This window comes from Prosthecobacter sp. (assembly GCF_044232965.1).
In the GTDB taxonomy this organism is placed as follows: domain Bacteria; phylum Verrucomicrobiota; class Verrucomicrobiia; order Verrucomicrobiales; family Verrucomicrobiaceae; genus Prosthecobacter.
Genome location: NZ_JBIIKX010000012.1, coordinates 33,592 through 57,267, shown reverse-complemented (window position 1 = coordinate 57,267; position 23,676 = coordinate 33,592). Strand labels below are relative to the sequence as shown.

Here is a 23,676-nt window from a genome sequence, read left to right as displayed (position 1 = left end):
TTGCGCCGCAACAGGCCATCAAGTTTTGATCAATTCACGTCCTGCGGTGTAAATCCGCCCCCCGGCACCCACTGCTAGTTCGAACGCGTAACTTCAGACTCTCAGCGAGCCACGGAACGCTCTGGCGCCATAGTAAGACTGCGCGCCGTTGTGGCCGGCCGTAGCGGCGCTCACCGTAGAGCGCGCCGCCGAGTTTTCGAATCTCCACGGGTGCCTTCAGCCAGCTCGACGTCTTCGTGTCGAAATTCCCAAGCTGCTGCAGTTCCAGATACTGTTCTTCCGTCAAAAGCTCGATGCCCATGGCCGACGCCATGTCCATGGCCGTGTTTTTCGGTTGGTGTTCCTTCCGCGACTCCAGTCCTTCGCGGTCATAACAAACACTGACGCGGCCCTTCGGGGTTTCCGAGGAACAATCGACAAAGAGGTGTTCGCCCGTCTTTGAATCATGACCCACGACATCAGGTTCGCCGCCCGTGCTTTCCATTTCATGGAGTGACCACAGTTTTTCAGTCCTGGCGTCCAGCCTGGCCTGGGCTTGAGCCCAATCGAGACCTGGGTGGCGGTGCATATTTTGCTCGAAACGGGCCTTCAATGCCCTGAGCAGCTCTTCGCGTTGCTTGGGTGACAACTCCTTTTTCGTTTGAGCACCTGGCATATGGCTTCCTCTTTTGTGGTGGGTTGGATCTTAGCGGAACGGGACGGTTTGCGGCAAGCGGCTTGTTTTGGGAGCGGTTCCGCTGGCACACCGGCGTTCCAATCTCCGCCCAAGGATGTTTTGACGCGGCGGCGGAAGTCTGCGCAGAATGGGGCCGCTTCCCAACACCCCATTTTCCCATGAAATTCATTCGCGATCTTGTCGTGCTCGCCTCGGGCATCCTCTCGGCGTTGTACCTGCTGAACATCAGCTTTGGAGTCGCGGAGTTCATTCCCGACAACATCCCGATCTTTGGCAATCTGGACGAGGCGGCGGCCACGGGCCTGCTCATCAACTGCCTGGCCTACTTTGGCCTCAATGTGGGGCAGCTCTTCCGTCGCAAGGACGAGGCCGCCAAGCCGCCGCCGAAGACGCACGACATCGACGTCAGCTAGGCTCGATTCCTTGATGGGTGAAATGGCTTGGTCAGGCTTCTTGACCAGCAAGGAGCGCGGGGTTGTTTCGTCTGCATCAAGCAACCATGAAGACACTCCTCCTCGCGCTCACTCTTGTTTCATCGGCCGGCCTGGCCTCGGTGATCGAATCCGATCTCTGCGTCTATGGCGGCACCAGCGGCGGCGTGGCGGCTGCGGTGCAGGGCGCACGAATGGGCAAGTCGGTCGTGATTGCCGAACCGGGCAAACATCTCGGCGGCATGACCAGCGGTGGCCTGAGCGCGGTGGACATTGGCGATCCGCGCTCCGTCGGGGGCATCGCGCGTGAGTATTTCACGAAGCTGGCGGCGACGGTGGGTGTCACGCTGGCCTGGGACAAGACATTCAAAGGCGATGGCGGTGGCGGCCCGGCCACGGGCGGCGCGTATGCCATTGAGCCGCACAAGGCGGAGCAGGTCTTCATCGACATGGCGAAGGAAGCGGGCGTGAAGGTTCATTTCGGAGCACGACTGGCCTCAGTGAAAAAAGACGGCGCGCGCATCACCGAACTCGTCATGGAGAATGGCGATGTGTTTCGTGCAAAGGTGTTCATGGACACGAGTTATGAGGGCGATCTCATGGCGAAGGCTGGCGTGAGCTACACGCTCATGCGCGAGGGCAATGCGAAGTATGGCGAAACGCTCAACGGCATTCACTACACGGAGAAATACATCCCGCGCACGAATCACCTCAAACCGGGGCCGCATGGCCGCGTACCCGGCGGTCAGGGCGTGTGGGATCGCGACTTCCCGCTCGATCCGTATGTGGTGAAGGGCGATCCGAAAAGCGGACTGCTACCGCTCATCAACGAAGGCGATCCCGGCAAGCATGGTGATCCTGCACCAGGCGTGCAGGCCTACTGCTTCCGACTTTGCCTCACGACGAATCCGGCGAACATGATCCCGATTACACCGCCGTCGGATTACGATCCGAAGCGCTACGAGATCGTCGCACGCTTCATCGAAGCCTGCCTCGCCATCGGCGATGATATGGACCTGCGCTGGTTCTCGAAGCATGATCCGCTGCCGAACGACAAATGGGATTTTAATACAGCCACCTTTGGCGGCAATCTGCCCGGCGCATCTCACGCATGGCCGGAGGCGAGTTATACTGACCGCGAAAAGATCGCGAAGGAGCATGAGGACTACCATCGCGGCCTGCTGCACTTCCTCGCGACTGATCCGCGTGTGCCTGAGAAGGTGCGCAAGGACATGCAGCGCTTCGGTTTGCCGAAGGACGAGTTCATCGACAACGGCGGCTGGCCGCATCAAATCTATGTGCGTGAGACGCGTCGCATGATCAGCGACCTCGTGATGACCGAGCATCACACCTTTGGTCGTCAGGCGGTGCCAAAGTCCGTTGGTCTCGGCAGCTACGGCACTGACGTGCACGAAATCCGCCGCATCGTGAAGGACGGCGTCGTCACCCGTGAAGGTAAAATCGCCAGTGGTCGCGATGGCGCACCGCCGTATGCAGTCGGTTACGACGCCATCGTGCCAAAGCGAAGCGAGTGTGAAAATTTGTTTGTCACCTTTGCCCTGAGCAGCAGCCACGTCGCCTTCGCCAGCATCCGCATGGAGCCGGTCTTCATGTGCAGCAGCCAGAGCGCCGCGGCCGCCGCAGTGATCGCCATGGATGCCAATCAAGCCGTTCAAGACGTGGACTACGAGGCTCTCAAGGCCGTCTTGATCCAGCACAAGCAAGTCCTCACCTGGCCACCCCAACGCTAACCCATGATCTCTCGCTCATTTCTATTCTTGACGCTGCTCAATGGCCTTCTCAACGGCGCATCCATCCCTGTCGTTGATCTGTCGCAGGACACCGCGCGGCACGTCATCGTGTCTCAAGGCACGGCAGAGGTTTATCAAGGTCATCCGACGACGCTGCTGATGCCGGACGGCAAAACGATGTTCTGCGTGTGGACGCATGGTCATGGCGGCACGGCGGGGCCGCTGAAGCGCAGCGATGATGGCGGCGAGACATGGAGCGAGGAGCTGCCGGTGCCGGAGAACTGGTGGAAGGTCAAAAACTGCCCGGCAATCTATCGCCTCACCGATCCGCAGGGCGTGGCGCGGCTGATCGTTTATGCGGGTCAGGGGCCGGACGGCATGATGCAGCAGTCGGTTTCCACCGATGAAGGCAAAACGTGGTCGCCGATGCAGAGCAACGGGCTCGTGTGCGTGATGCCGTTTTGCACGATCATGCCGGTGGAGGGCGGGAAGAAGCTCATCGGCCTCTCGAACATCCGACGGCCCGGCGAAACGAAGGACAAGCGTTCAAATGTCGTCACGCAGAGCGAATCGAGCGATGGTGGGCTGACATGGGGCCCGTGGCGCATCCTCGTGGATCTCGGTGATCTGAAGCCCTGCGAGCCGGAGGTGATTCGTTCGCCGGATGGCAAACAACTGCTGTGCATGATGCGCGAAAACATCCGCACGGAGCCCGCGCACTTCATCACGAGCGATGACGAGGGCAAGACGTGGTCGGAGGTGAAGGCGTTGCCGGTCGGGTTGCACGGTGACAGGCACAAAGCGGTGTATGCAAAGGATGGGCGGCTCGTGATCGCCTTTCGCGACACCGGATTGAAAAGTCCGACGAGGAATCACTTCGTCGCGTGGGTGGGTCGTTACGAGGACATCGTCAGCGGGAAGGACGGCGAATACAAAATCAAGCTGCTGCACAGCTACAAAGCCAGTGATTGCGGCTATCCGGGCCTCGAACTGCTGCCAGATGGCACGGTCGTCGCCACGACCTACATCAAGTATCGCGAAGGTCCCGAGCAGAACTCGGTGGTGAGCACGCGTTTCACGCTCGCGGAGACGGACAAGGCAGAAAAGACGACGCCGAGCACCGCGGAACGCAAATCAGCAGGTATCGTGCTCGATGACGATGCGGCGGAATACACTGGCGCATGGAAAGTTGGCGATAAACTTCCGGCGCTCGTCGGCGCTTCGTATCGACATGATGACCGAGCGAAGAAGTTGGTCGCGGTGGCCAAGTTCACGCCGGAGATCCCAAGCGACGGCAAATACGAGGTGCGTTTGCTTTACGTCCATGCCACGAACCGCGCCCAGAAGGCGCAGATCACGATTCGAGGTGCCGACGGCGACAAAACGGTGACGCAAAATCAGCGCGAAGCGTGCCTGGAGGATGGCATTCCGCGTTCGCTCGGTGTGTTCGGCTTCGCCAAAGGCAAATCGGGCAGCATCGAGATTTCGAACGCGGGCGCGGATGGCTATGTCGTCGTCGATGGGCTGCAACTCGTGCCGGAGGCTGAGGCCATCGCGGAAAGCAACACGCGAACCGACGCGGGTTTCGCAGCAAAAACGACGAGCAAAGCCACGCCGGTGAAGATCCCGCCGCCGATGCTTTTGAAGAGCGCTGCGAAGCCACAGGACGTGGATGGCAAGTCGTATGACCTTGTTGTGATCGGTGGAACGCCGGGTGGCATCGCTTGCGCGGTGCGTGCGGCGCGTGAGGGACTCAGCGTGCTGCTGGTGAATCACACGCAGCATCTCGGCGGCTTCGTCACCAGCGGTGCGGGCGGCTGGGAGGCACCGTATGACGGTCTGCGCTCGCCGATCTATGGCGAGATGATCACGGGCGCGGCGCAGTATTACGCGAAGACCTATGGCGAAGGCTCGCCGCAGCACATCGCATCGATGCCGAGCAAGACAAGCCGCGCACACATCGATCGTCCGAAGATCGAGCCGCGCATCGCGGAGATGCTTTTCAACGAGATGGTCGCGAAGGAGGAGACGCTCACAGTGCTACTCGGCCATATCGTCACGAAAGCAGAGCGCGACGGCGCTTTGATCCAAAGCGTGACGCTCAAGCCGATGCATAGCGAGAAGACGATCACGGTGCGCGGCAAAGTTTTCGCTGACGGCATGTATGAGGGCGATTTGATGGCGGCAGCCGGTGTGAAGACTCAAATCGGCCGCGAATCGCGTGCGCAATACGGCGAAAAGCACGCGGGTGTCATCTACACGCAGGAACGCCACAAGGAGCCAGGTCAGCGCGGCTTTCCGAAGGCCGCCGACGAAGGCACGTTGAACATCCGCTACAACAGTCATGCCACCGCCGACATCGTCGAAGGGCCGCAGAGTGGCGAGGCGGATAACAGCGTGATGGCCTACAACTACCGCCTCATTCTCACACGCGATCCAGCGAACCGGATCATGGTCGAAAAGCCCGCGAACTTCGATCTCGCCATCGCCAAATCGGCCACGGGCAGTGGGTTCGTGCCTAATCTGCCAAACAAGAAGGTCGCGTGGAATGGCGGACGCCTCATCGGCCCGCAAAATGAGTATCCCGGTGCCGATTGGCCCACGCGCGAAGCGATTTCAAAGCGCTATCTCGAAGCCATGCTCATGCACCTCTGGTGGGTCCAGAATGATCCGGAGGCCCCGGAGAAGGAGCGCAAGCAGTTCGAGAACTATGGACTCGCCGCCGATGAGTTCCCCGACAACGGCCATGCGCCGTATGAAATCTACGTCCGCGAGGCGCGGCGACTTGTGGGGCGTTATGTCTTCAAAGAGCAGGACAACGTCGTCGCCGCAGGCATCGCCCGCACACCCATCCACCCCGACAGCATCGCCATGACAGACTGGCCGGTCGATTCCGTCGCCTGCCTGCCGCGCAAGGCACCCGGCGGCAACACGGACGGTATTCTCTTCCTCGGCGAAGAATCACGGCCCGCGCAGGTGCCGTATCGATCGATCCTCACGAACGAAGTCGAAAACCTCCTCGTTCCCGTCGCCATCAGCGCCTCGCACGTCGGCTGGGGTAGCATCCGCCTCGAACCCGTCTGGATGCAGCTCGGCGAAGGCGCTGGTTTCTCCGCCGCGCTCGCCGTAAAAGGCAAAACAACACCCGGAAAGCTCAATCCCGATGCCTTGATCCGCCAACTCGCCACCAGCCACGTGATGATCTCGTTCTTCAACGACGTCGATGTCGCTGCGAATGATCCGCGAGTGGCTGCGGCGCAGTATTTCGGCACGAAGGGCTTCTTGGCGAGTTACGATGCCAAACTTGATGCTCCGCTCACCGAAGCGGTGGCGGCCGTTTGGGCGCAAAACTTCGACAACCCTCAAAAGCGGGCTGAAGCGGTTCATATCGCAGAAACTCAAGGATCTCCCGCGACCAACGAATCACGCGGCGAGGCGCTCGTGCGTCTATGGAGCAATCTATAACTTCGATTGGCAATCGAAGCCGACCCCAAAGACCACTACGACTGCCAGTCGAATCCACGATGAAACTTCTCCCATCCCCAATCATGAAAAGGCTCTTCCTCTTGCTCGCTTTCTGCCTCGGTGAACTACACGCCGCCGAACCACTTCTGGAAAAGTCCGCTGTCTTCCCGCCCGGCATGAACGGCATCGCGCGGTATCGCATTCCTGGCATCGTGGTCACGACGAAGGGCACGGTGCTGGCTTACAGCGAGGCGCGGCGGAACAGCAGCGCGGACTGGGGCGAGATCGAGGTGCATCTGCGTCGCTCGACCGATGGTGGGAAGACGTGGCAGGAGCCGAAGCAAATCGCCCACAGCGGCACGCGCATCGAGGGCAATCCGCACAAGAAAAAAGATGGCGGTGCGCGTGAGTAGACGGTGAACAATCCCGTCGCCATCGTGGATCGCGAGACGGGGAGCATCGAGATGCTTTACTGCATCAATTATGCCCGCTGCTTCTCCATGCGCAGTACGGACGATGGCGTGACGTGGAGCTCGCCGGTGGAGATCACGGCGACGTTTGAGCCGTTTCGGAAGCGCTACGACTGGAAGGTCATCGCCACGGGCCCCGGGCATGGCATTCAGATGAAGAGCGGACGGCTCGTAGTGCCGATCTGGCTGGCCTACGGCAAGGAAGGCGATCACAAGCCCTCTGCCGCCGCCACGATCTACAGCGATGACCACGGCAAGACCTGGAAGGCAGGCGATGTCTGCCTGCCGAACGAGGGTGACCTCGGCAATCCGAATGAAACGATGATCGCCGAATTGTCGGACGGACGCGTGATGCTCGTTTCGCGCAGCGTGTCGCAAGCGAGCCGCAAAATCATCACGGCCAGCGCCGATGGAGCCACGGGGTGGACGAAGCCGGTTTTTCACGAGCATCTCTGGGAGCCGATTTGCATGGCGAGCATCGCGACGCATCCGTCGAAGCCGGGCACGCTGCTTTTTTCCTGTCCACACACGCTCGGGCTCAACAAGGAAGGCAAACCCGTCCCCGCAGGGCGCGGCAAGCGCGAGAATCTCTGCATCAAGCTTAGTCGCGACGACGGCAAGACCTGGCCGGTGAACCAAGTGCTCGATTCAGGCAAAGCCGCCTACTCGGACCTCTCCGTGCTGCCAGATGGCACGGTGCTCTGCTTGTATGAAGCTGAGACCTCCATCGACTGCGCACGTTTCAATCTGGAGTGGGTCACGCAGTAGCCTCGCCTCGCCATGGAAGCCGGACTGACCGTCGAGTCCACGCATCATATGCCTGCCCCCCCTTTTGCTGGGAGGAATTGGCCTGCTAAGTATGGCACCGTCGAGGCGTATTTCCTCCCCCCATCATGTCCTTCTGCCTCCGGCTTCGACCATTCTTCATCGCTGCGTTTTCCGCCTGCCTAAGTCACACCTGTGTCATCCACGCCGCAGAGCCTTATGACGCTTTTTTAGAGACACACTGCATCCGCTGCCATGGGCCGGAAAAAGAGAAGGGCGATCTGCGCATCGATCAGCTCTCTCGTGATTTCAAACTGGGCGCGGACACGCATCATTGGGCGGAGGTGATCGAGCAGGTGAACTCGGGTGAGATGCCGCCGAAGAAGGAGAAGAAACCGACGCAGGCGGAGATCGCGGCGTTTGTGACGAGTCTCGATGCACGCATCAAAGAGGGCAAGGCGGCGCGGATGGCGGCGCGGCCACCGGTGGCGCATTACCGACTGAGCCGGACAGAGTATCAAAACACGGTCTATGACCTGCTCGGCGTGCGCTACGATCCGGCGAAGCCGGGCGAGCTGAATGAGGACACGCGGTGGCATGGCTTTGAGCGCATCGGGTCTGAGCTGTCGCTTTCGCCATCGCATGTGGATCGCTATTACCGAGCGGCGGAACTGGTGCTGGACCGGGCGTTTCCGACGGCGACAAGCGATGCACGCAAGGTGCGCAAGACAGCAGCGGAGATCCACTACGGCGGCGGCAAGGATCAGCAGGCGGTGCTGGATCGATTTGGCATCAAGAGGCCGCTAAGGTGGCTGCAGTTCCCCGGCACAGTCCAGAACGCACTCTCGCCGAACTGGTTCGGGAAGACGGGGCCGGAGCACAGCGGGCTCTACAAGCTTCGCATCCAAGCCAGTGGCATTCGTCCGATTGGTGGTCAGACGGCGCATCTGAGCATCGGCAAGCGCACGGGCGAGGAAACGGTGGACGGCCTGATCGAGTTCGACATCACCGCACCGGAGGACAAGCCGCAGGTGTATGAGTTCGAGGTGTTTCTTGAGATGCCCACGTCGCTCGATTTCTGCGTGGTGGCCACGGATGTGGTGGACCGGCGACAAGGCGCGGCCTTCCGTGGTGCACTCGGCGGCCGTGGTTACATGTTCACGCACAGCAGCGAGACTTATCTGCTGAATCCAAACGCGCCGCAGATGTTCGATGGCCAAGGGAACGGTCTCTTCTCCACGGTTATCCTCGATTGGGTCGAGTGGGAAGGGCCGCTGGTGTCCGAGGCGGAAAAATCGCGTCGCAAGGATGTGGTGCCGCCGGATGACGCGACGCCTGAGGTGGTGGCGGCGCATTTGCAGCGTTTCGCCGAGCGTGCGTGGCGTCGCCCGGTCAAAATGGAGGAGATCGAGCAGTATTTGAAGTCGTATCGCGAGGAGCGCGACGCGGGTGAGAAGCTGGCGGATGCCTATCGCGTGGCCTTGCAGGGCGTGCTGACCTCGCGGCACTTCATCTACCTCGTCGAGGGCGATCCCGTGGCCCGCGAGCGTCTCAACGACCCGGAACTCGCCTCGCGGCTCTCGTATTTCCTGTGGAGCTCGATGCCGGACGATACGCTCTTCACTGCGGCGAAAGGCGGCACCCTAAACGGCGATGGATTGAAGAAGGAAGTGGACCGCATGCTCGCAGATGGCAAAGCGAGCCGCTTCATTGATGATTTCTCGCGTCAGTGGCTTCAATTGCACCGCGTGGGCATGTTCCCGCCGGACAAGAAGCTTTACCCCACCTATGACGCTTGGCTGGAGGACAGCATGCGCTCGGAGCCCGTGGAGTTCTTCCGCGAGATGTTCGCCAAAAACCTGCCCATCGATGGTTTCATTCATTCCGATTGGACCGTGGCCAATGCGCGGCTCTGCGAGTTCTACGGACTGCCGGAGTCCAAGACCGGTGCCTTTGAGCGTGTCTCGTTGAAGCCCGAAAATCGTCGCGGCGGCCTGCTGACGATGGGCGCGGTGCTTGGCCTCACTTCCGACGGCACACGCCATCGCCCGGTGCATCGCGGCGTGTGGCTCAGCGAGGTCGTTCTCGGCAAAACACCACCACCGCCTCCAGCCAACGTCCCTGCCATCGAGCCCCCAACGCCGCAGAGCCCCAAAGCGACCCTGCGCCAAAAAATCGAAGCTCATCGCAACGACGCGAACTGCGCCGCCTGCCACGCGAAGCTCGATCCTCTTGGCCTTGCCTGGGACAACTACGACGCCATCGGCCAATGGCGCACGCATGAGAAGATCGTAGCCGGTGTCGGCAATGACCCCGTCATCAATGCCGCCGGTGAAATGCCCGATGGACGTGCCTTCAAGGATTCCACCGAGTTCAAGCAACGCCTCCTCGAAGACCGCGACGAACTTGCCCGCGCCTTCATCGACCACCTTTGCACCTACGGCCTTCGCCGCGCCCTCAGCTTTGACGATCAAGACGACCTCAACGCCATCCAAGCCGAAGCGAAGAAAAGCCAATACCGCATCAAAGACATCGTCCGCGCTGTGGCGATGTCGGAACTGATGCGTAAACGCTGACGGGAACCGGGAGTAGTGGAGTGATGGAGTTTTGGAGTGATGACTGAACATGAATGCCGAACGACGAAATAAGAACCGCGGATACCAGCAGTTGCTGGTCTGGCAGGATGCTATCGAGCTGTATGGGCTCGCTTTTGGCGCTGTTCGTGGCTGGCCCTTCGAGCAAAAGAAACTGGCATCTCAGTCATTGGCCTCCAGTGATTCAGTTCATCGCAACATTGCTGAAGGCTACTGCCGACGAACTGTTCGCGAGTATCTCCAGCATCTCAATATCGCACTGGGTTCGCTTGGTGAAACCCTCTCGGGTTTCATTGCCTACTCCAGAAACGGGCAGATCGAACTATCGACCTTCGAGCAAATCGACACGCTGATTTTCCGATTGGAGAATCGCCTCCTGAAGCTCGTCGAGTCCCTCGAACGCAAACGCGACGCCAACGATTGGACGGAGACCCTCGTCGTCCGCGAAGACCCCATCGAATACGGTACCGACCCCGCAGTTACCCACGACCTTCGTATCCTGCTGAATGGAGCAGTGGAGTGACGGAGTAATGAAACACGTCCCCCAATTCTCCACCTCCCACCTCCCACCTCTCCACCTCTCCACCTCTCCATTCCCCCGCCCCTTTCATGAACATCCAAACCCAATCCTGGCTCCTCAATCGCCGTCACGCCCTGAAAGCGCTCGGCAGCTTCATCTCATTGCCCATGCTGGAGTGCATGGTGCCGCTGCGGGCGGCGGAAAAGGCAATCGCATCGAGTCCGAAGCGCAGTGCCTTCATCTACCTCGCGAATGGTGTGCACTCGCTGAACTACCAGATCACGACCTCGGGCCGGGATTACAAGTTCTCGCGCTCGTTGAAGCCGCTGGAGAAGCACCGCGAGGTCATCACGCCGATCAGCGGTTTGCATCACCCGGGCAGCCTCAGTCATCACCACAATTGCATCAATATCTTCCTCACCGGCGGCAAGCTCGGCCCCTCGGATCGCAACACGATCTCTGTGGACCAAAAGATGGCCGAAATCACCGCGCAGCAGACGCGAGTCGCCTCGATGGAGATCGCGCTCACGCAGAACTCGCTCGCCTGGACCGCTGATGGCGTGCAATTGCCTGCATTGCGTCGTTGCAGCGAGATTTTCGCCTCGCTCTTCGAAGAACCGAAGGGCGGAAAAGAGGCTCAACGCCGTGCCTTGCGTCGCAAGGGCAGCGTGCTCGACGCCAACCTCGCCGAAGTGCGCCAGCTCGAGCAGAAGATGGGCAAGGAAGACAAAGGCCGCATGGAGCAGTATCTCACCTCCGTCCGCGAGGCCGAGATCCGCACGACCCGCGCCGATGCGTGGCTCGACACACCGCTGCCGACCATTTCCGACGCCGACCGCAAGCGCACCAACCGCGACATCGCCCAGACGATGGCCGGCGATTACTTCCGCACCGTCTATGACCTCATGGTGCTCGCTTTTCAGACGGATGTGACCCGCGTCGCCACCTTCAGCCTCGGTGGCGAAGGCGATGCCTTTTCCATTCCCGAAATCGGCATCACCGAATCGCGCCACCAGCTCAGCCATCACGGCGGCGATGCCGGTTACATGGAGAAGCTCACCAACTACGACACCTTCGCCATCGAGCAGTTCGGCCACTTCCTCACCCGTCTCACGGAAACGAAGGACCTCAATGGCAAGCCCCTCATCGGCTCCACCATGGCCCTTTTCGGCAGCGGCATGTCCTACGGCCACAGCCACGGCAACGCCAACCTCCCCCTCGTGTTCGCCGGCGGCACCGACCTCGGCCTGAAGCACGGCAGCCATCTCGACTTCAACAAAGCCGCCAAGGACTTCGCAGGCTACTCCCTCGACCCCGACGGCACCCTCACCTCCGCCCACTACCAACTCTGCAGCCGCCCCGTCAACACCGACGCCCACATGAGCAACCTCCTCCTCCTCATGGCCCAACGCATGGGTGTGGAAACCGATCAGTTTGGAGATAGCAACAAGGTCATCGCGATCTGACGGGGCTTCGATGGAGTGTTGGAGAAGTGGAGTGATGGAGAAATACCACAGCACTCCGGTCCACCAGCACACCCCGACTGCGCCGCCCCCATTATCCTCTCGCGAATGATCCCTCCAATACTCCAGCACTCCACCACTCCATCGCTCCGATGGATCGTGACGCTGCGCTTGGGCCTTGCCCTACTCGCGACCTTCGCAACCGCCGCCGACGATCCCTTCCGCCCCGAAGCCGGAAAGTTCCCGCCTTTGGAAAAAGCGCACATCTACCGTGGCGAACTCGTCTTTGTGGATCATGCCAATCGTCGCGGCAGCCTCCGCGTGGCGGGGACGGGCAAGTTTTACCGCAATGATCCGCATCCCTTCGCCATGCTGCCGTATGGCATCGTGCGTTATCAGGGCGCACCGGCGGATCTGCGCGACATTCCGCTCGGCACTGTGCTGCATGCTTGTGGCTTTCTCCCACCGGATCCGAAGACCTCCGTCGTGCCGGTCTTGCCGATTGATAGCAAGACGAAGGACGCCGGTCATTATCGCGGCATCGGTATCTTCCCCGCCGAAAACCACGTCCTCCTCCTCGAAGACGAGCCCAGCCACTGCCTGCGCGTGGGCAAGACCTGGAAGCTCAAAGAAGTGGACCTCAAGGACAACAAGGGGACGATCATCGCCAGCCGCGTGTTGAAGGCAGACGGAGACGGCAGGGCCTACGAGGAAGAGAAATTGACCTTCGACGCCGGGACCCGCATCTGGCGCGGACGCGAGCGCATCGGAGTTGCGAACCTGGTGGCCGAAGGAGCGTGGCCCGTCAGCGGGAAGAAAAGCCTCGGTGGGCAACCCGTCCTGCTCGGGATCACTTGGAGGCCTGCGCCAGGAGATGGGCTGGATGGCGCTTTCACCCAATTTCACATCTCGGACATCTGGCTGGACGACGCCGCCCTCGAAAACGCCGCCCAGTTTCAGACCGAGACCCACAAAACCTTCATCCGCAGCCGCTGGATGCCAGCCTGGGTCAATGCCGTCGAGTATGGCAAGTTCGGCCGCGCCACCGTCACCGCGACGCTGTTCGGCGGGATGGATGCCTCCCTTTACGCCGACTTCCAAAAGGACGTCCAGGCACAGATCAACGGAACCGAGAGCACCTTGAAGCACGCAGCCGGCCACTACGGCCCCGGTCATGTGGCCTCCAATGGCAAGATCATTGCCGTCACCAAGGCGAGCGGAGAAATCCCGCTGGGCAGCAGCGGCATCCAGATCCAGTTCGAGACCGACCTCATCATCGAAGGCATCCGTCCCACCCGAGTCGTCCGCATCCGCCCAGGAATCTGGCCCAAGATGCAACTGCCCCGCGAAGAGTTCGACAACAGCAACATCGACGAGCGCTTCCCCACGCCCGCTATCTTTCCGAAATACTGATCCTCACCACTATCCCTTCATCATTCTCCTGTCCCCGTTCTTCTGTCGGAATGATCACTCCACATCCAAACTCTGGTCTCTCGCCCGCCGCTGAAGCTGGTAAAAGATTTCGGGTAAAAAGTGAAAATACGTTCCTGAATCTTTTACCCCAAATCTTTTACCAGCTGTGCCTTGGTGTCTTGTTGCTCGCGACCTCCGCCTTCGCCGCAGACGAACCTTTTCGTCCCGAAGCCGGCAAGTTCCCGCCTTTGGAAAAAGCACACTCCTACCGCGGCGAACTCGTCTTCGTGGATCATGCGAATCGTCGTGGCAGCCTTCGCGTGACATCTCCGGGCATCTTCCGCTTCACCGCGCCGCATCCGTTTGCCCTGCTGCCGTATGCTCTCGTGCGTTATCACGGCGCACCGGCCGATCTGCGCGACATTCCGCTGGGCACGATGCTGCATGTTCGCGCCTTTCTCCCGCCGGACCCGAAAACGTCCGCCGTGCCCGTCTTGCCCGTGAACAACCGGGAGAAGACGAAAGCCGGAGCGCTGGGCGTCGCACCCGCTGAAAACCATATCATGCTCCTCGAAGACGAGCCCAGCCACTGCCAGCGCGAAGGATTCGTCTGGAAGCTCAAGGAAGTGGAAATCAAAGATCGCGCCGGAACAATCCTCGCGAGTCGCGAAGGCAAACAAAACGCCAAAACGAAGCCCGGCGACGAAACCCTGACCTTCGATGCCGCCACTCGCGTGTGGCGTGGTCGCGAATGCCTCCGCATCGAGCACCTCATCGCCGAGGGCACCTGGCCTGCGGAAGGAAAAAAGTCTCTCGGCGGCCAATCGGTGCAGATTGGCATCACTTGGAGGCCCACACTCGGCGGTGTGTTCAGTCGCTTTCATCTTTCCGACATCTGGCTCGACGATGATGCGATGCAAAACGCCACGCAGCATCAAACCGAACTGCACCAAACCTTCATCCGCAGCCGCTGGATGCCCGCGTGGGTCGATGCGGTCGAGTATGGCAAATTCGGCCGCGCTACCGTGACCGCGACCTTGTTCGGCGGCATGGACACCTCGCTCTACGCTGATTTCAAAGCGGGCATCGCGGCATTGATGAACGGCGCCGAAAACACCTTGAAGCACACCGAAGGCGGCACCGCCGGCCCCACGCAGATGGCGGCACGCGGCAAACTCCTCGATGTCACGAAGTTGCCCGGCGAAGCCCCACTCGGCAGCAGCGGCATCCAGATCCGCTTTGAAACCGATCTCATAACCGAAGGCATGCGCCCCACGCGCATCGTCAAAGTGCGCCCCGCAAGCTGGCCGGATGTCCACCTGCCCCGCGAAGAGTATCTCGGCAACGGAGCCTCCAGCATCGACGAGCGCTTCCCCACGCCCGCGATTTTCCCTACCTATTGAGATACTCGATTCTCCTGTCCCCATTCTTCTGTCGATCATGTCCCACGCATCACTCCACCACTCCAGCACTCCAATGCCCAGCGTCTGCTTGTTGCTGGCATGTTGCCTCATCTCATCCGCTTTCACCCACGCAGCAGACGAACCCTTCCGCCCCGAAGCCGGCAAGTTCCCGCCGTTGGAAAAAGCGCACTCGTATCGCGGCGAACTCGTCTTCGTCGATCATGCGAACCGTCGTGGCAGCATCCGCGTGCAGGGATCGGGCATGTTTTTCCGCAACGACCCGCATCCCTTCGCCTTGCTGCCTTATGCCACCGTGCGTTATCACGGCGCACCGGCGGATTTGCGGGACATCCCGCTCGGCACCGTGATGCACGTCCGCGCTTTCCTTCCGCCGGACCCAAAAACCTCCGCTGTGCCGGTCTTGCCGGTCGATAACAAGAGCAAGGACGCAAACCACAATCGCGGCACCGGCATCGCACCCGCTGAAAACCATGTCATGCTCCTCGAAGACGAGCCCAGCCACTGCCAGCGCGAGGGACTCGTCTGGAAACTGAAGGAACTGGAGATCAAAAACAACGAAGGCATCCTCATCGCCACGCGCGAGCCGAAACAAGGCGGCGACGCCAAAGCGACCGAGGAAAAGATGACCTTCGACGCTGCCACCCGCCTATGGCGCGGTCGCGAACAACTCAGCATCGAGGAACTCATCGCCGAAGGTGCCTGGCCTGCTGAGGGCAAAAAATCGCTCGGCGGCCAACCCGTGCTGCTCGGTGTCACCTGGAAACCCACGCCCGACGGCATCTTCACCCGCTTTCACATCTCAGATATCTGGCTCGACAACGCCTCCATGCAACGCGCCGCCAAGAACCAGACCGAAACACACAAAGCCTTCATCCGCAGCCGCTGGATGGCCGCGTGGATCGATGCTGTCGAGTATGGCAAGTTCGGCCGCGCCACCATCACCGCGACCTTGTTTGGCGGCATGGACGACTCCCTCTACGCCGATTTCAAAAAGGACGCTCCCGCCATGATGAACGCCGTCGAGAACACCCTGAAGCACACCCACGGAGCCTACGGCCCCGCGCACATGGCCTCACGCGGCACCCTCCTCGACGCCACCAAGGCACCCGGCAGCGCCCCGCTCGGCAGCAGCGGCATCCAGATCAAATTCGAGACCGACCTCATCATCGAAGGCATCCGCCCCGGCCGCGTCGTCCGTGTCCGTCCCACAAGCTGGCCCCAAGTCCAGATTCCCCGCGAAGAATACCTCCAAGGCGACCTCGAAGAGCGCTTCCCGAGCCCCGACATCTTCCCGAAGTATTGAGGGAGAAGTGGAGTGCTGGAGTGTTGGAGAAATGCGTCCAGCGAATCAGCGCACCACATCTCATGACTCCAAGACTCCACCACTCCATGATCCGCGCCGCTTTTCTCACCCCACTCCTTCTCGCCTCCCTCACAGCGCTCCATGCTGCCGCGCCCGATCTCTCCAAAGTCACCTCACGCGCCGAACTCGATGCTGTCATCGCCACCACGACAGATGCCGCGTTGAAACAAGCACTCAGCGATCATGCTGGTCAGATCTTGGCCGCCGCCGAGCAACATCCGCATGTCGAGGCCGTCATCCGCACCATCGAGAGCGCACCGGGCACGTTCACGAAGATCAATACCACGCCCGAAGCCTTGAAAAAGGCAGCCGGCGGCGACATCGCGATCTTTGACACGCTTACCCAGGTCAGCACCAACATCCTGGGCGGCAAAGCGCACGATCATCGCAAGGAGAACGCCGATCCCTACAACGCCGCGTTCATCGAGCACCTCGGGCACATTGCCTCGCTGGAGTCGGTGAAGCTGGAGGCTTCGGGCATTCAGGACGACTGGGTGGCTCCGCTGCTCAAGCTCAAGAAATTGAAGAGCCTCAGCGTGAGCGGCTTTGGCAGACTGGGGGATGCCAGCCTAGCCCAACTCCAGCAACTCACCGAGTGCCCGGATCTCACCAACCTCGAACTCGCCTATTTTGGCAAGGCCACCGATGCCGGTTGGGAAAAGCTCGCAGGCCTCAAGAACCTGGAGTCCTTCACGCCACGTGGCGCGGGGTATGCCGGCCATTTCTTCGCGAAGTTCGATGGCTGGACCAAACTGAAGCGCATCAACTTCCACAGCAACGGCCTCGATGACGAAGGTCTTGGCCATGTGTGTGAAAAGTTCCCGAATCTCGAGTTCATCAAGCTCTGGCACTCCAAGCAGCTCACCGATGCCGGTGCCGAGCACTTCAAGAAGCTCAAGCACCTCACCGGCATCGAAATTAGCTGCGCCAAAGCCACCGCAGGCCTCATCAAGCACCTGCGCGAACTGCCGATGGAATACGTGGCCCTCGAGTATGGCGTATGCAGTCCCGCCGCCGAAGCCATCGCCACCGTCAAAGCCATCCCGACCCTGCGCAAGCTCTCCCTCGATGCCAAAGCTTTCACCGACGCCGATCTCACCGCCCTCGCGGCTGTGAACCAAGTCCGTGAACTCTCCCTCTCGAACCTCGATTTGCCGGACAGCCGTCACCAGTCCCTGCAAGCCTTCGCCCACCTCAAGTCACTCACCCTCGTTCTCTACGGCAAAGGCTATCCCGAGGAAGCCCAGGCCAAGGTGAAAGCCCTGCTTCCGAAAGTGGACGTTAAATTCGTGAAGTGAACCAGTCACGCGCACGCGTGGTGTGAATCATCCGATCTTCTGGGTCGAAGCATGGTCGACAGCTCGACCACGGACGACTCTGCTGACCTTGGATCATTTCGCTATTCACTGAACCTGTCTGATCAAGACCTAGGCTCAGGCGAATAAATCAAGCAGACAAAGCAGGTGGGAGGCGTTGATAGGGCATGCCCAGTTTTGCCATGAAACGTCTGCTTTTCGCGCTGCTCAGTCTCTTCGCCGGACTCGGGCTGCGTGCGGAAACGATTCAAGCCGACCTCTGCGTCTATGAAGCCACGCCCGGCGGCATCGCGATGGCGGTGCGGGCAGCGAGGGAAGGACTCTCGGTGGTGCTGGTGAATCACAATGATCATCTCGGCGGCATTCTCTCCAACGGACTCGGCGTGTGGGACACACTGTGGGAGGGGAAACGCTCGCCCATTTATGACGAGGCGCGTCAGGCGATCTTTGATCACTACCGCAAGACCTATGGCGAGGACTCGAAGCAGTATCGCGATGCGCTGCCGGGCAAGAGTGGTCACACGAACGGGAAGTTTGAGCCAAAGGTGGCGGAGAAGATTCTCACCGAGTTGGTCGCGAAGGAGAAACGCATCCACGTGATCACGCATCGCGTGCTCGGAGCGGTGAAGCGTGAGGGGGCATTGATTCAATCGGCGAGCTTCATGAGTCTGTGGGCCAATGTGGAAGCCATTGAGGTCCGGGCGAAGGTCTTCGCGGATTGCAGCTACGAAGGCGATCTCGCGGCGATGGCGAATGTGTCGTATCGTATCGGACGCGAGGCGCGGAGTGAGTTCAACGAGCCTCATGCGGGCGTGATCTTCATGTCGCCGGTGAAGGCGGCGCAGATGCCGGAAATGGCGCGGGCGGCGGAACTGCATCACCAGCTCAAGTTGCGGAAGTTCAGCGGTTTTCAGCGCATCCAGCAGCCGGAGAGCACGGGCGAGGCGGATGGCTTTGTGCAGGCATTCAATTACCGCACGATCCTCAGCTCCGATCAGGCGAACCGGCTGCCGATCGAGAAACCGGCCAACTACGATCCTGAGAAACTCAAGCTTCTCGAACACGGCTCCATCGTGTCGCCGATCCCGAACTCAAAGCGCGGCTGGAATCGTCCGCAGCTCGTCGGCATGCAGACGGAGTATGTGGAGGCCGATTGGACGGGGCGACAGAAGATCATGAACCAGTTTTGGGACGCGACGATGGCACTGCTCTACTTTTTGCAGAACGATCCGTCGGTGGAGCCGGAGCGGCAGAAGTCATGGCGTGAGTTTGGGCTGGCTAAGGACGAGTTTACCGACAACGGCCATCGCCCGCATGAGTTTTATGTGCGCGAGGCGAGGCGCATCACAGGCCGCTACATCTTCACGCAGCACGACGCGATGCTCGCGGAGGGTCTGGAGCGCGCGCCGGTGCACGAGGACAGCATCGGCGTGACGGAATGGTATCTCGACACGCACGCCTGCACACCGCGCCACATCCCGGGCGCGCTGGAGGAAGGCAAAATGATGCTCGATGTGGAGACCTTCCCCGGACAGGTGCCGTATCGGGCGATTCTGCCGCAGGGAGTGGACAATCTGCTCGTGCCCGTGTGCCTGAGCAGCACGCACGTCGCCTGGGGCACGATCCGACTGGAGCCGACATGGATGAACCTCTGCGAATCCGCCGGACATGCCGCCGCGCTCGCGATTCAAAACAACGTCACGCCAGCGGCACTCGATCCCGACGTGCTGCTGCGCAAAATTGCCGCGAATCATGTGATGCTGAGTTTCTTCAATGACGTGGACGTGGCGTCTGATGATCCGCGAGTGGCCGCAGCGCAGTATTTTGCCACGAAGGGCTTCTTTGCCGACTACAACGCCCGTCTCGATGAGCCGCTGACGGAAAACGTCCGCAATGCGTGGGGCAAAGGGCTCACCGCGATGCGTGAAGGCACGCTGAAACCGATGGAGCTCGTCAAAGCCGTGCGTGAGGCCGAAACGGCTCAGTCGAAGAAACTCGAGCGCACGCGTGGCGAGGCGCTGCTGAGCATGTGGAAGGCCTCGCCAGAGAAAAAGGCCAAATCAGCAGCGCGTGTGCCGCTCAAGGTCGTCCCGGTGCGTTCCAGCACGGCGGCAGAGGTGGATGGCAGGGCGTTCGACGTGGTGGTGGTCGGTGGCACGCCGGGAGGCATCGCGTGCGCTATGCGTGCGGCGCGGGAAGGGCTGAGCGTGCTGCTCGTGCAGCACAACCGGCACATCGGTGGCATGTTGACGAACGGGCTGATGCAATGGGATGCGTTGTATGGCGGACCGAGGTCGCCGGTGTTCAACGAATACGCGAAGATGATCGAGGACTACTACCGCGAGACCTATGGCGAGAAGTCGCCGCAGTTCGCCGCCGCGCGCTACACGCAGTCGCATTACCCAATGAGCCGATTCGAGCCTTCGGTGGCCGAGCATTTGTTCAACCAGCTCGTTTCGGCGGAGAAGAACATCACGACGCTGCTTTCGCACTATCCGTCGGATGTCACGCGGGAAGGTGCGTTGCTGAAAACGCTCACCTTGCGCGAATACGGCAACACGAAGGACATCCGCGTGAGTGGGCGCACCTTTGTCGATGCCACTTATGAAGGCGATCTCGCCGCGGTGGCGAAGGTGCCATTTCGTGTGGGGCGTGAGAGCCGCGAGGAGTTCGGCGAACCTCATGCGGGCAAGGTTTTCACCAACATCGAGTCGAAGAAGGGGCCGAAAGACGTGCTGGAAGGCTGGCTGAATCTTCACACCTACGCTCACGTCCAGGACAGCATCGATCCGACGAGTCCGCACAGCGCGGATGGGGCGATCCAGGCCTACAACCATCGCTTCTGCCTGACCAACGAGCCGGGCAACTTTCGCCTGCCCGAGAAGCCGCCCGGCTACAATCGCGACGAGTATGTGAACTACAATCGCAAGGGCATGGGCGCGGGCTCGATGAACGGCAAGAGCAGCTTCAACAGCGCCATCCTGCCCGGTGAGAACCACGCCTATCCCGAGGCGACGTGGCCGGAGCGCGAGCAGATCATCGCGCGGCACACGAACTTCGCACTCGGCCTGATGTATTTCCTGCAGAACGACGAATCCGTGCCGCCTGCGAAGCGCGAGAGCTTCCGCCGCATCGGCCTGCCGCTCGACGAGTTCTCCGACAACCACAACCTGCCCTACGAGATGTACGTCCGCGAGGCGCGACGCATCGTGGGCCGCTACGTCTTCACCGAACACGACAACAGGCCCGCGCTCGGCCAGACACGGCCGCCCGTGCACGCCGACAGCATCGCCTTCACCGATTGGTCGATGGACTCGCACGATTGCACCACCGACCGCCGCCCCGGATACGACTACGACGGCAAACTCATCCTCTCCGAGGAATCGCGCCCCGCGCAGGTGCCGTATCGCTGCCTGCTGCCCAAAGACATCGACAACCTCCTCGTCCCCGTCTGCCTCAGCGCCACGCACGTCGCGTGGGGTTCGGTGCGTCTCGAACCCGTCTGGATGCAGATCGGCGAAGCCGCTGGTTTTGCCGCTGCGCTGTCAAAGAAGCACCAAACCACGCCGGGGAAGCTCGATCCTGATCTGCTGGTGCGCACGCTGGTGACGAACAAGCACTTCGTGACCTTCTTCAACGAACTTCAAAAACACGCCGATCATCCCGCGATGCCTGCGGCGCAGTATTTTGGTACAAAAGGCAGCTTCCCTGGCTACGACGCAAAACTAGAGGAGCGTGGCAAAGGCTTGCAGCAGCAGTTTGAGGCCGGTCGTTAGAAAAGACGCGGCTCACTTCGGTGTGTGCGGCACAAGCACATCCGGTGACTCATTAGCTTGGCGCGCGCGTTTGATCATTTCTTTGGCAAACTGCTCCTGGGAGCGGCGGGACTTCGCGGCGGTGACGTGGGGGAGGTGCCAGGTGCCATCGGCTTTGAGGGTGCGGCCGCGAGCGGTGTCGGCGAAGTGGGTCTCCAGGATGTGATGGAGACGTTTGCGGGCCTCTTTGTCCTCGACGGGTGTCAGCAGTTCCACGCGCTTCGAGAGATTACGGTTCATGAAGTCGGCGCTGGCAATGAAGACGACCGGTTTGCCGCCCTGGCGGAACCAGAAGATGCGGGCGTGCTCCAGGTAGCGGTCGATGATGCTGACGACGCTGATGTTTTCGCTAATGCCCTTGATGCCGGGACGCAGGCAGCAGATGCCGCGCACGTTGAGGCGGATCTTCACGCCGGCCTGGGAGGCCTCGTAGAGCGCCTCGATCATCTGGCGGTCCTCGAGCGCGTTCATCTTGAGCATGATCTCGGCGGACTCGCCCTGACGGGCGCGTTCGGTCTCGCTGCGGATCATGGAGACGAGGCGCTCGCGCAGGCCGTAGGGAGCCATGCTGAGCTTGTTGAAATGTACGAAGCGTGAGCGACCGGTGACGGTGTTGAAGAAGGCGGAGGCATCCGCGCCGAACTCCGCGCGGCAGGTGAGCAGGCTGATGTCGGTGTAGAGCTTCGAGGTGGCCTCGTTGTAGTTACCGGTGCCGAAGTGCATGTAGCGTGTCATGTGGCCGGATTCACGGCGCATGACGAGGCAGACCTTCGCGTGGGTCTTCAAACCGGCGACGCCGTAGATGATTTGGGCACCCGCGTTGATGAGATCAGCGGCACGTTCGAGATTGCGGGCCTCGTCGAATCGGGCTTTCAACTCGACGAGCACGGTGACGTGCTTGCCAGCCTGCGCGGCACGGATCAGGGCTGAGATGATGCGACTGTTCTTCGCGGTGCGGTAGAGGATCTGCTTGATCGCGATGACGTTCGGATCGGCGGCCGCTTCTTCCACCAGCGCGAGAATGGGATCGAAGCTCTCATACGGATGATGCAGCAGGATGTCGCCGCGTTTGATCGCGTCGAAAATGCTCTCGCCAGGCGTGATGGCAGTGCTGGCGTGACTTTCCCACGCATCAACCTTCAATTCGTCGAAGCCGGAGATGCTGGCGATCTGGAAGCAGGCGCGGAGGTCGAGCTCGCCAGGGATGTCATAGACCTGCGCGGTTTTAGCGCCGCAGAGATCGCGGATGATGCGCGTGTGATCGCGCGAGGCACCGGATTCGATCTCGATGCGAATGGCGGGGCTTTTCAGGCGCGCCTCCAGCACTTCTTCCATCTCGCTGGCGAGATCGAAGGCGCTTTCGTCATCGACGGTGATGTCCGTGTTGCGGCTGACACGGAAGCGGGCGGGTGCGGAGACTTTTTCTGAAGGGAAGAACTCGCTGATGAAGAGGGTGACGACGTCCTCGAGGTTCACATAGAGGTGCTGGCCGCTATCTGGATCAGGAACGACGACATGGCGCGGAAGATTGGCCGGCAGCGGCAGCAGGACGTGGCGCTTTTCAGCGCTGCCGTTGTCCCCGCTGATCACGGTGCAGAGCAGGATGATGTTCAGCGCCGGAATGGCCGCGCGTGCGCCCGCGTCATCGACAACGACGGGTGAGAGCACCGGGAAGATGTGCTCAGCAAAGTATTCGCGCAGATGCGTGCGCTGCGCTGGCGTGAGATCGGCGATAACGAGGCGGCGGATGCCCTTTTCATGCAGCAGCGGCATGAGATGCTGGTTGAGGATGTCGTACTGCCGCGCCACGAAGGCGGCAGCGTGCTGGTGAATCTGCTCCCACTGCTGCGTGGGCGTGAGTCCGGCGCTGTCGCGCGCGCGCAGGCCCTGCTCGCGCAAAAGCTGGAGGCCGCCGACACGCACCATGAAAAACTCATCAAGATTCGAGGCGGTGATGGCCAGGAACTTCACACGCTCCAGCACGGGCAGATCGGCACGCGCGGCCTCGTCGAGCACGCGGGAGTTGAAGGCCAGCCAGCTCAGCTCGCGGTTGATGAAATGCTCCTCGGTCAGGCGCAGCTTCGGCGGCGTGGGAAGGGCTTCAGAATGGGGTATTTTCACTTTCAAAGACATTGGCGCATGATGCGAGGGCCAGCGCAGGCCGCAAGTGACGTTCGCCCTATGGCATGGTGTTACGAACTGGCCCAGCC

General features: G+C 60.8%; 14 protein-coding genes and 1 pseudogene. 13 read left to right on the top strand and 2 right to left on the bottom strand.

Features of this window, described 5'->3' with window-relative positions; all coding sequences use genetic code 11:
* Window positions 1-93: 93 nt before the first annotated feature.
* Window positions 94-655, bottom strand: a pseudogene (locus tag ACILSI_RS07485) (DUF4256 domain-containing protein).
* Between the two features lie 179 nt (window positions 656-834).
* On the opposite strand from ACILSI_RS07485, the gene ACILSI_RS07480 reads away from it, so the two are divergent.
* The 13 genes from ACILSI_RS07480 (at window position 835) to ACILSI_RS07420 (ending at window position 21,427) form a co-directional block, all read left to right on the top strand.
* A complete protein-coding gene (locus ACILSI_RS07480; protein ID WP_395721238.1) occupies window positions 835-1,089 on the top strand; it encodes a DUF1232 domain-containing protein in 255 nt (84 codons plus the stop codon).
* Between the two features lie 86 nt (window positions 1,090-1,175).
* Window positions 1,176-2,858, top strand: a complete 1,683-nt coding sequence (locus ACILSI_RS07475) for an FAD-dependent oxidoreductase (RefSeq protein ID WP_395721237.1) — start codon at window positions 1,176-1,178, stop codon at window positions 2,856-2,858.
* A 3-nt stretch (window positions 2,859-2,861) separates the two neighbouring features.
* A complete protein-coding gene (locus tag ACILSI_RS07470) occupies window positions 2,862-6,323 on the top strand; it encodes an FAD-dependent oxidoreductase (RefSeq protein WP_395721236.1) in 3,462 nt (1,153 codons plus the stop codon).
* 83 nt (window positions 6,324-6,406) lie between these two features.
* Window positions 6,407-6,736, top strand: coding sequence for a hypothetical protein (locus ACILSI_RS07465; RefSeq protein WP_395721235.1), 330 nt, complete (start codon window positions 6,407-6,409; stop codon window positions 6,734-6,736).
* A 3-nt stretch (window positions 6,737-6,739) separates the two neighbouring features.
* Complete coding sequence (locus tag ACILSI_RS07460; RefSeq protein WP_395721234.1) at window positions 6,740-7,561, top strand: exo-alpha-sialidase; 822 nt, start codon at window positions 6,740-6,742, stop codon at window positions 7,559-7,561.
* Window positions 7,562-7,686: 125 nt separating this feature from the next.
* Window positions 7,687-10,134, top strand: a complete 2,448-nt coding sequence (locus ACILSI_RS07455) for a DUF1592 domain-containing protein (RefSeq protein WP_395721233.1) — start codon at window positions 7,687-7,689, stop codon at window positions 10,132-10,134.
* A 49-nt stretch (window positions 10,135-10,183) separates the two neighbouring features.
* Entirely contained in the window at window positions 10,184-10,675 is a 492-nt protein-coding gene (locus tag ACILSI_RS07450; protein ID WP_395721232.1) for a four helix bundle protein, read from the top strand.
* Window positions 10,676-10,761: 86 nt separating this feature from the next.
* Window positions 10,762-12,138, top strand: coding sequence for a DUF1552 domain-containing protein (locus ACILSI_RS07445; RefSeq protein WP_395721231.1), 1,377 nt, complete (start codon window positions 10,762-10,764; stop codon window positions 12,136-12,138).
* 105 nt (window positions 12,139-12,243) lie between these two features.
* Entirely contained in the window at window positions 12,244-13,548 is a 1,305-nt protein-coding gene (locus ACILSI_RS07440) for a hypothetical protein (RefSeq protein ID WP_395721230.1), read from the top strand.
* Between the two features lie 179 nt (window positions 13,549-13,727).
* The gene (locus ACILSI_RS07435; protein WP_395721229.1) at window positions 13,728-14,951 is read left to right on the top strand and encodes a hypothetical protein; all 1,224 of its coding nucleotides are present in this window, start codon (window positions 13,728-13,730) and stop codon (window positions 14,949-14,951) included.
* 37 nt (window positions 14,952-14,988) lie between these two features.
* Window positions 14,989-16,275, top strand: coding sequence for a hypothetical protein (locus tag ACILSI_RS07430; RefSeq protein ID WP_395721228.1), 1,287 nt, complete (start codon window positions 14,989-14,991; stop codon window positions 16,273-16,275).
* 62 nt (window positions 16,276-16,337) lie between these two features.
* Complete coding sequence (locus ACILSI_RS07425; protein WP_395721227.1) at window positions 16,338-17,633, top strand: G protein-coupled receptor LGR4; 1,296 nt, start codon at window positions 16,338-16,340, stop codon at window positions 17,631-17,633.
* Between the two features lie 200 nt (window positions 17,634-17,833).
* Window positions 17,834-21,427: an FAD-dependent oxidoreductase gene (locus ACILSI_RS07420; RefSeq protein ID WP_395721226.1), complete on the top strand. Its 3,594-nt coding sequence runs from the start codon at window positions 17,834-17,836 to the stop codon at window positions 21,425-21,427.
* 12 nt (window positions 21,428-21,439) lie between these two features.
* Here ACILSI_RS07420 and ppk1 read toward each other — a convergent pair whose 3' ends face one another.
* The gene (gene ppk1 / locus ACILSI_RS07415; protein WP_395721225.1) at window positions 21,440-23,587 is read right to left on the bottom strand and encodes a polyphosphate kinase 1; all 2,148 of its coding nucleotides are present in this window, start codon (window positions 23,585-23,587) and stop codon (window positions 21,440-21,442) included.
* Window positions 23,588-23,676 lie beyond the last annotated feature (89 nt).

Excerpts from the sequence above, each read along its gene's own strand:
- ACILSI_RS07480 (WP_395721238.1), top strand. The coding sequence starts at position 835 with ATGAAATTCATTCGCGATCTTGTCGTGCTCGCCTCGGGCATCCTCTCG.
- ACILSI_RS07475 (WP_395721237.1), top strand. The coding sequence starts at position 1,176 with ATGAAGACACTCCTCCTCGCGCTCACTCTTGTTTCATCGGCCGGCCTG.
- ACILSI_RS07470 (WP_395721236.1), top strand. The coding sequence starts at position 2,862 with ATGATCTCTCGCTCATTTCTATTCTTGACGCTGCTCAATGGCCTTCTC.
- ACILSI_RS07465 (WP_395721235.1), top strand. The coding sequence starts at position 6,407 with ATGAAAAGGCTCTTCCTCTTGCTCGCTTTCTGCCTCGGTGAACTACAC.
- ACILSI_RS07455 (WP_395721233.1), top strand. The coding sequence starts at position 7,687 with ATGTCCTTCTGCCTCCGGCTTCGACCATTCTTCATCGCTGCGTTTTCC.
- ACILSI_RS07450 (WP_395721232.1), top strand. The coding sequence starts at position 10,184 with ATGAATGCCGAACGACGAAATAAGAACCGCGGATACCAGCAGTTGCTG.
- ACILSI_RS07445 (WP_395721231.1), top strand. The coding sequence starts at position 10,762 with ATGAACATCCAAACCCAATCCTGGCTCCTCAATCGCCGTCACGCCCTG.
- ACILSI_RS07440 (WP_395721230.1), top strand. The coding sequence starts at position 12,244 with ATGATCCCTCCAATACTCCAGCACTCCACCACTCCATCGCTCCGATGG.
- ACILSI_RS07430 (WP_395721228.1), top strand. The coding sequence starts at position 14,989 with ATGTCCCACGCATCACTCCACCACTCCAGCACTCCAATGCCCAGCGTC.
- ACILSI_RS07425 (WP_395721227.1), top strand. The coding sequence starts at position 16,338 with ATGACTCCAAGACTCCACCACTCCATGATCCGCGCCGCTTTTCTCACC.
- ACILSI_RS07420 (WP_395721226.1), top strand. The coding sequence starts at position 17,834 with ATGAAACGTCTGCTTTTCGCGCTGCTCAGTCTCTTCGCCGGACTCGGG.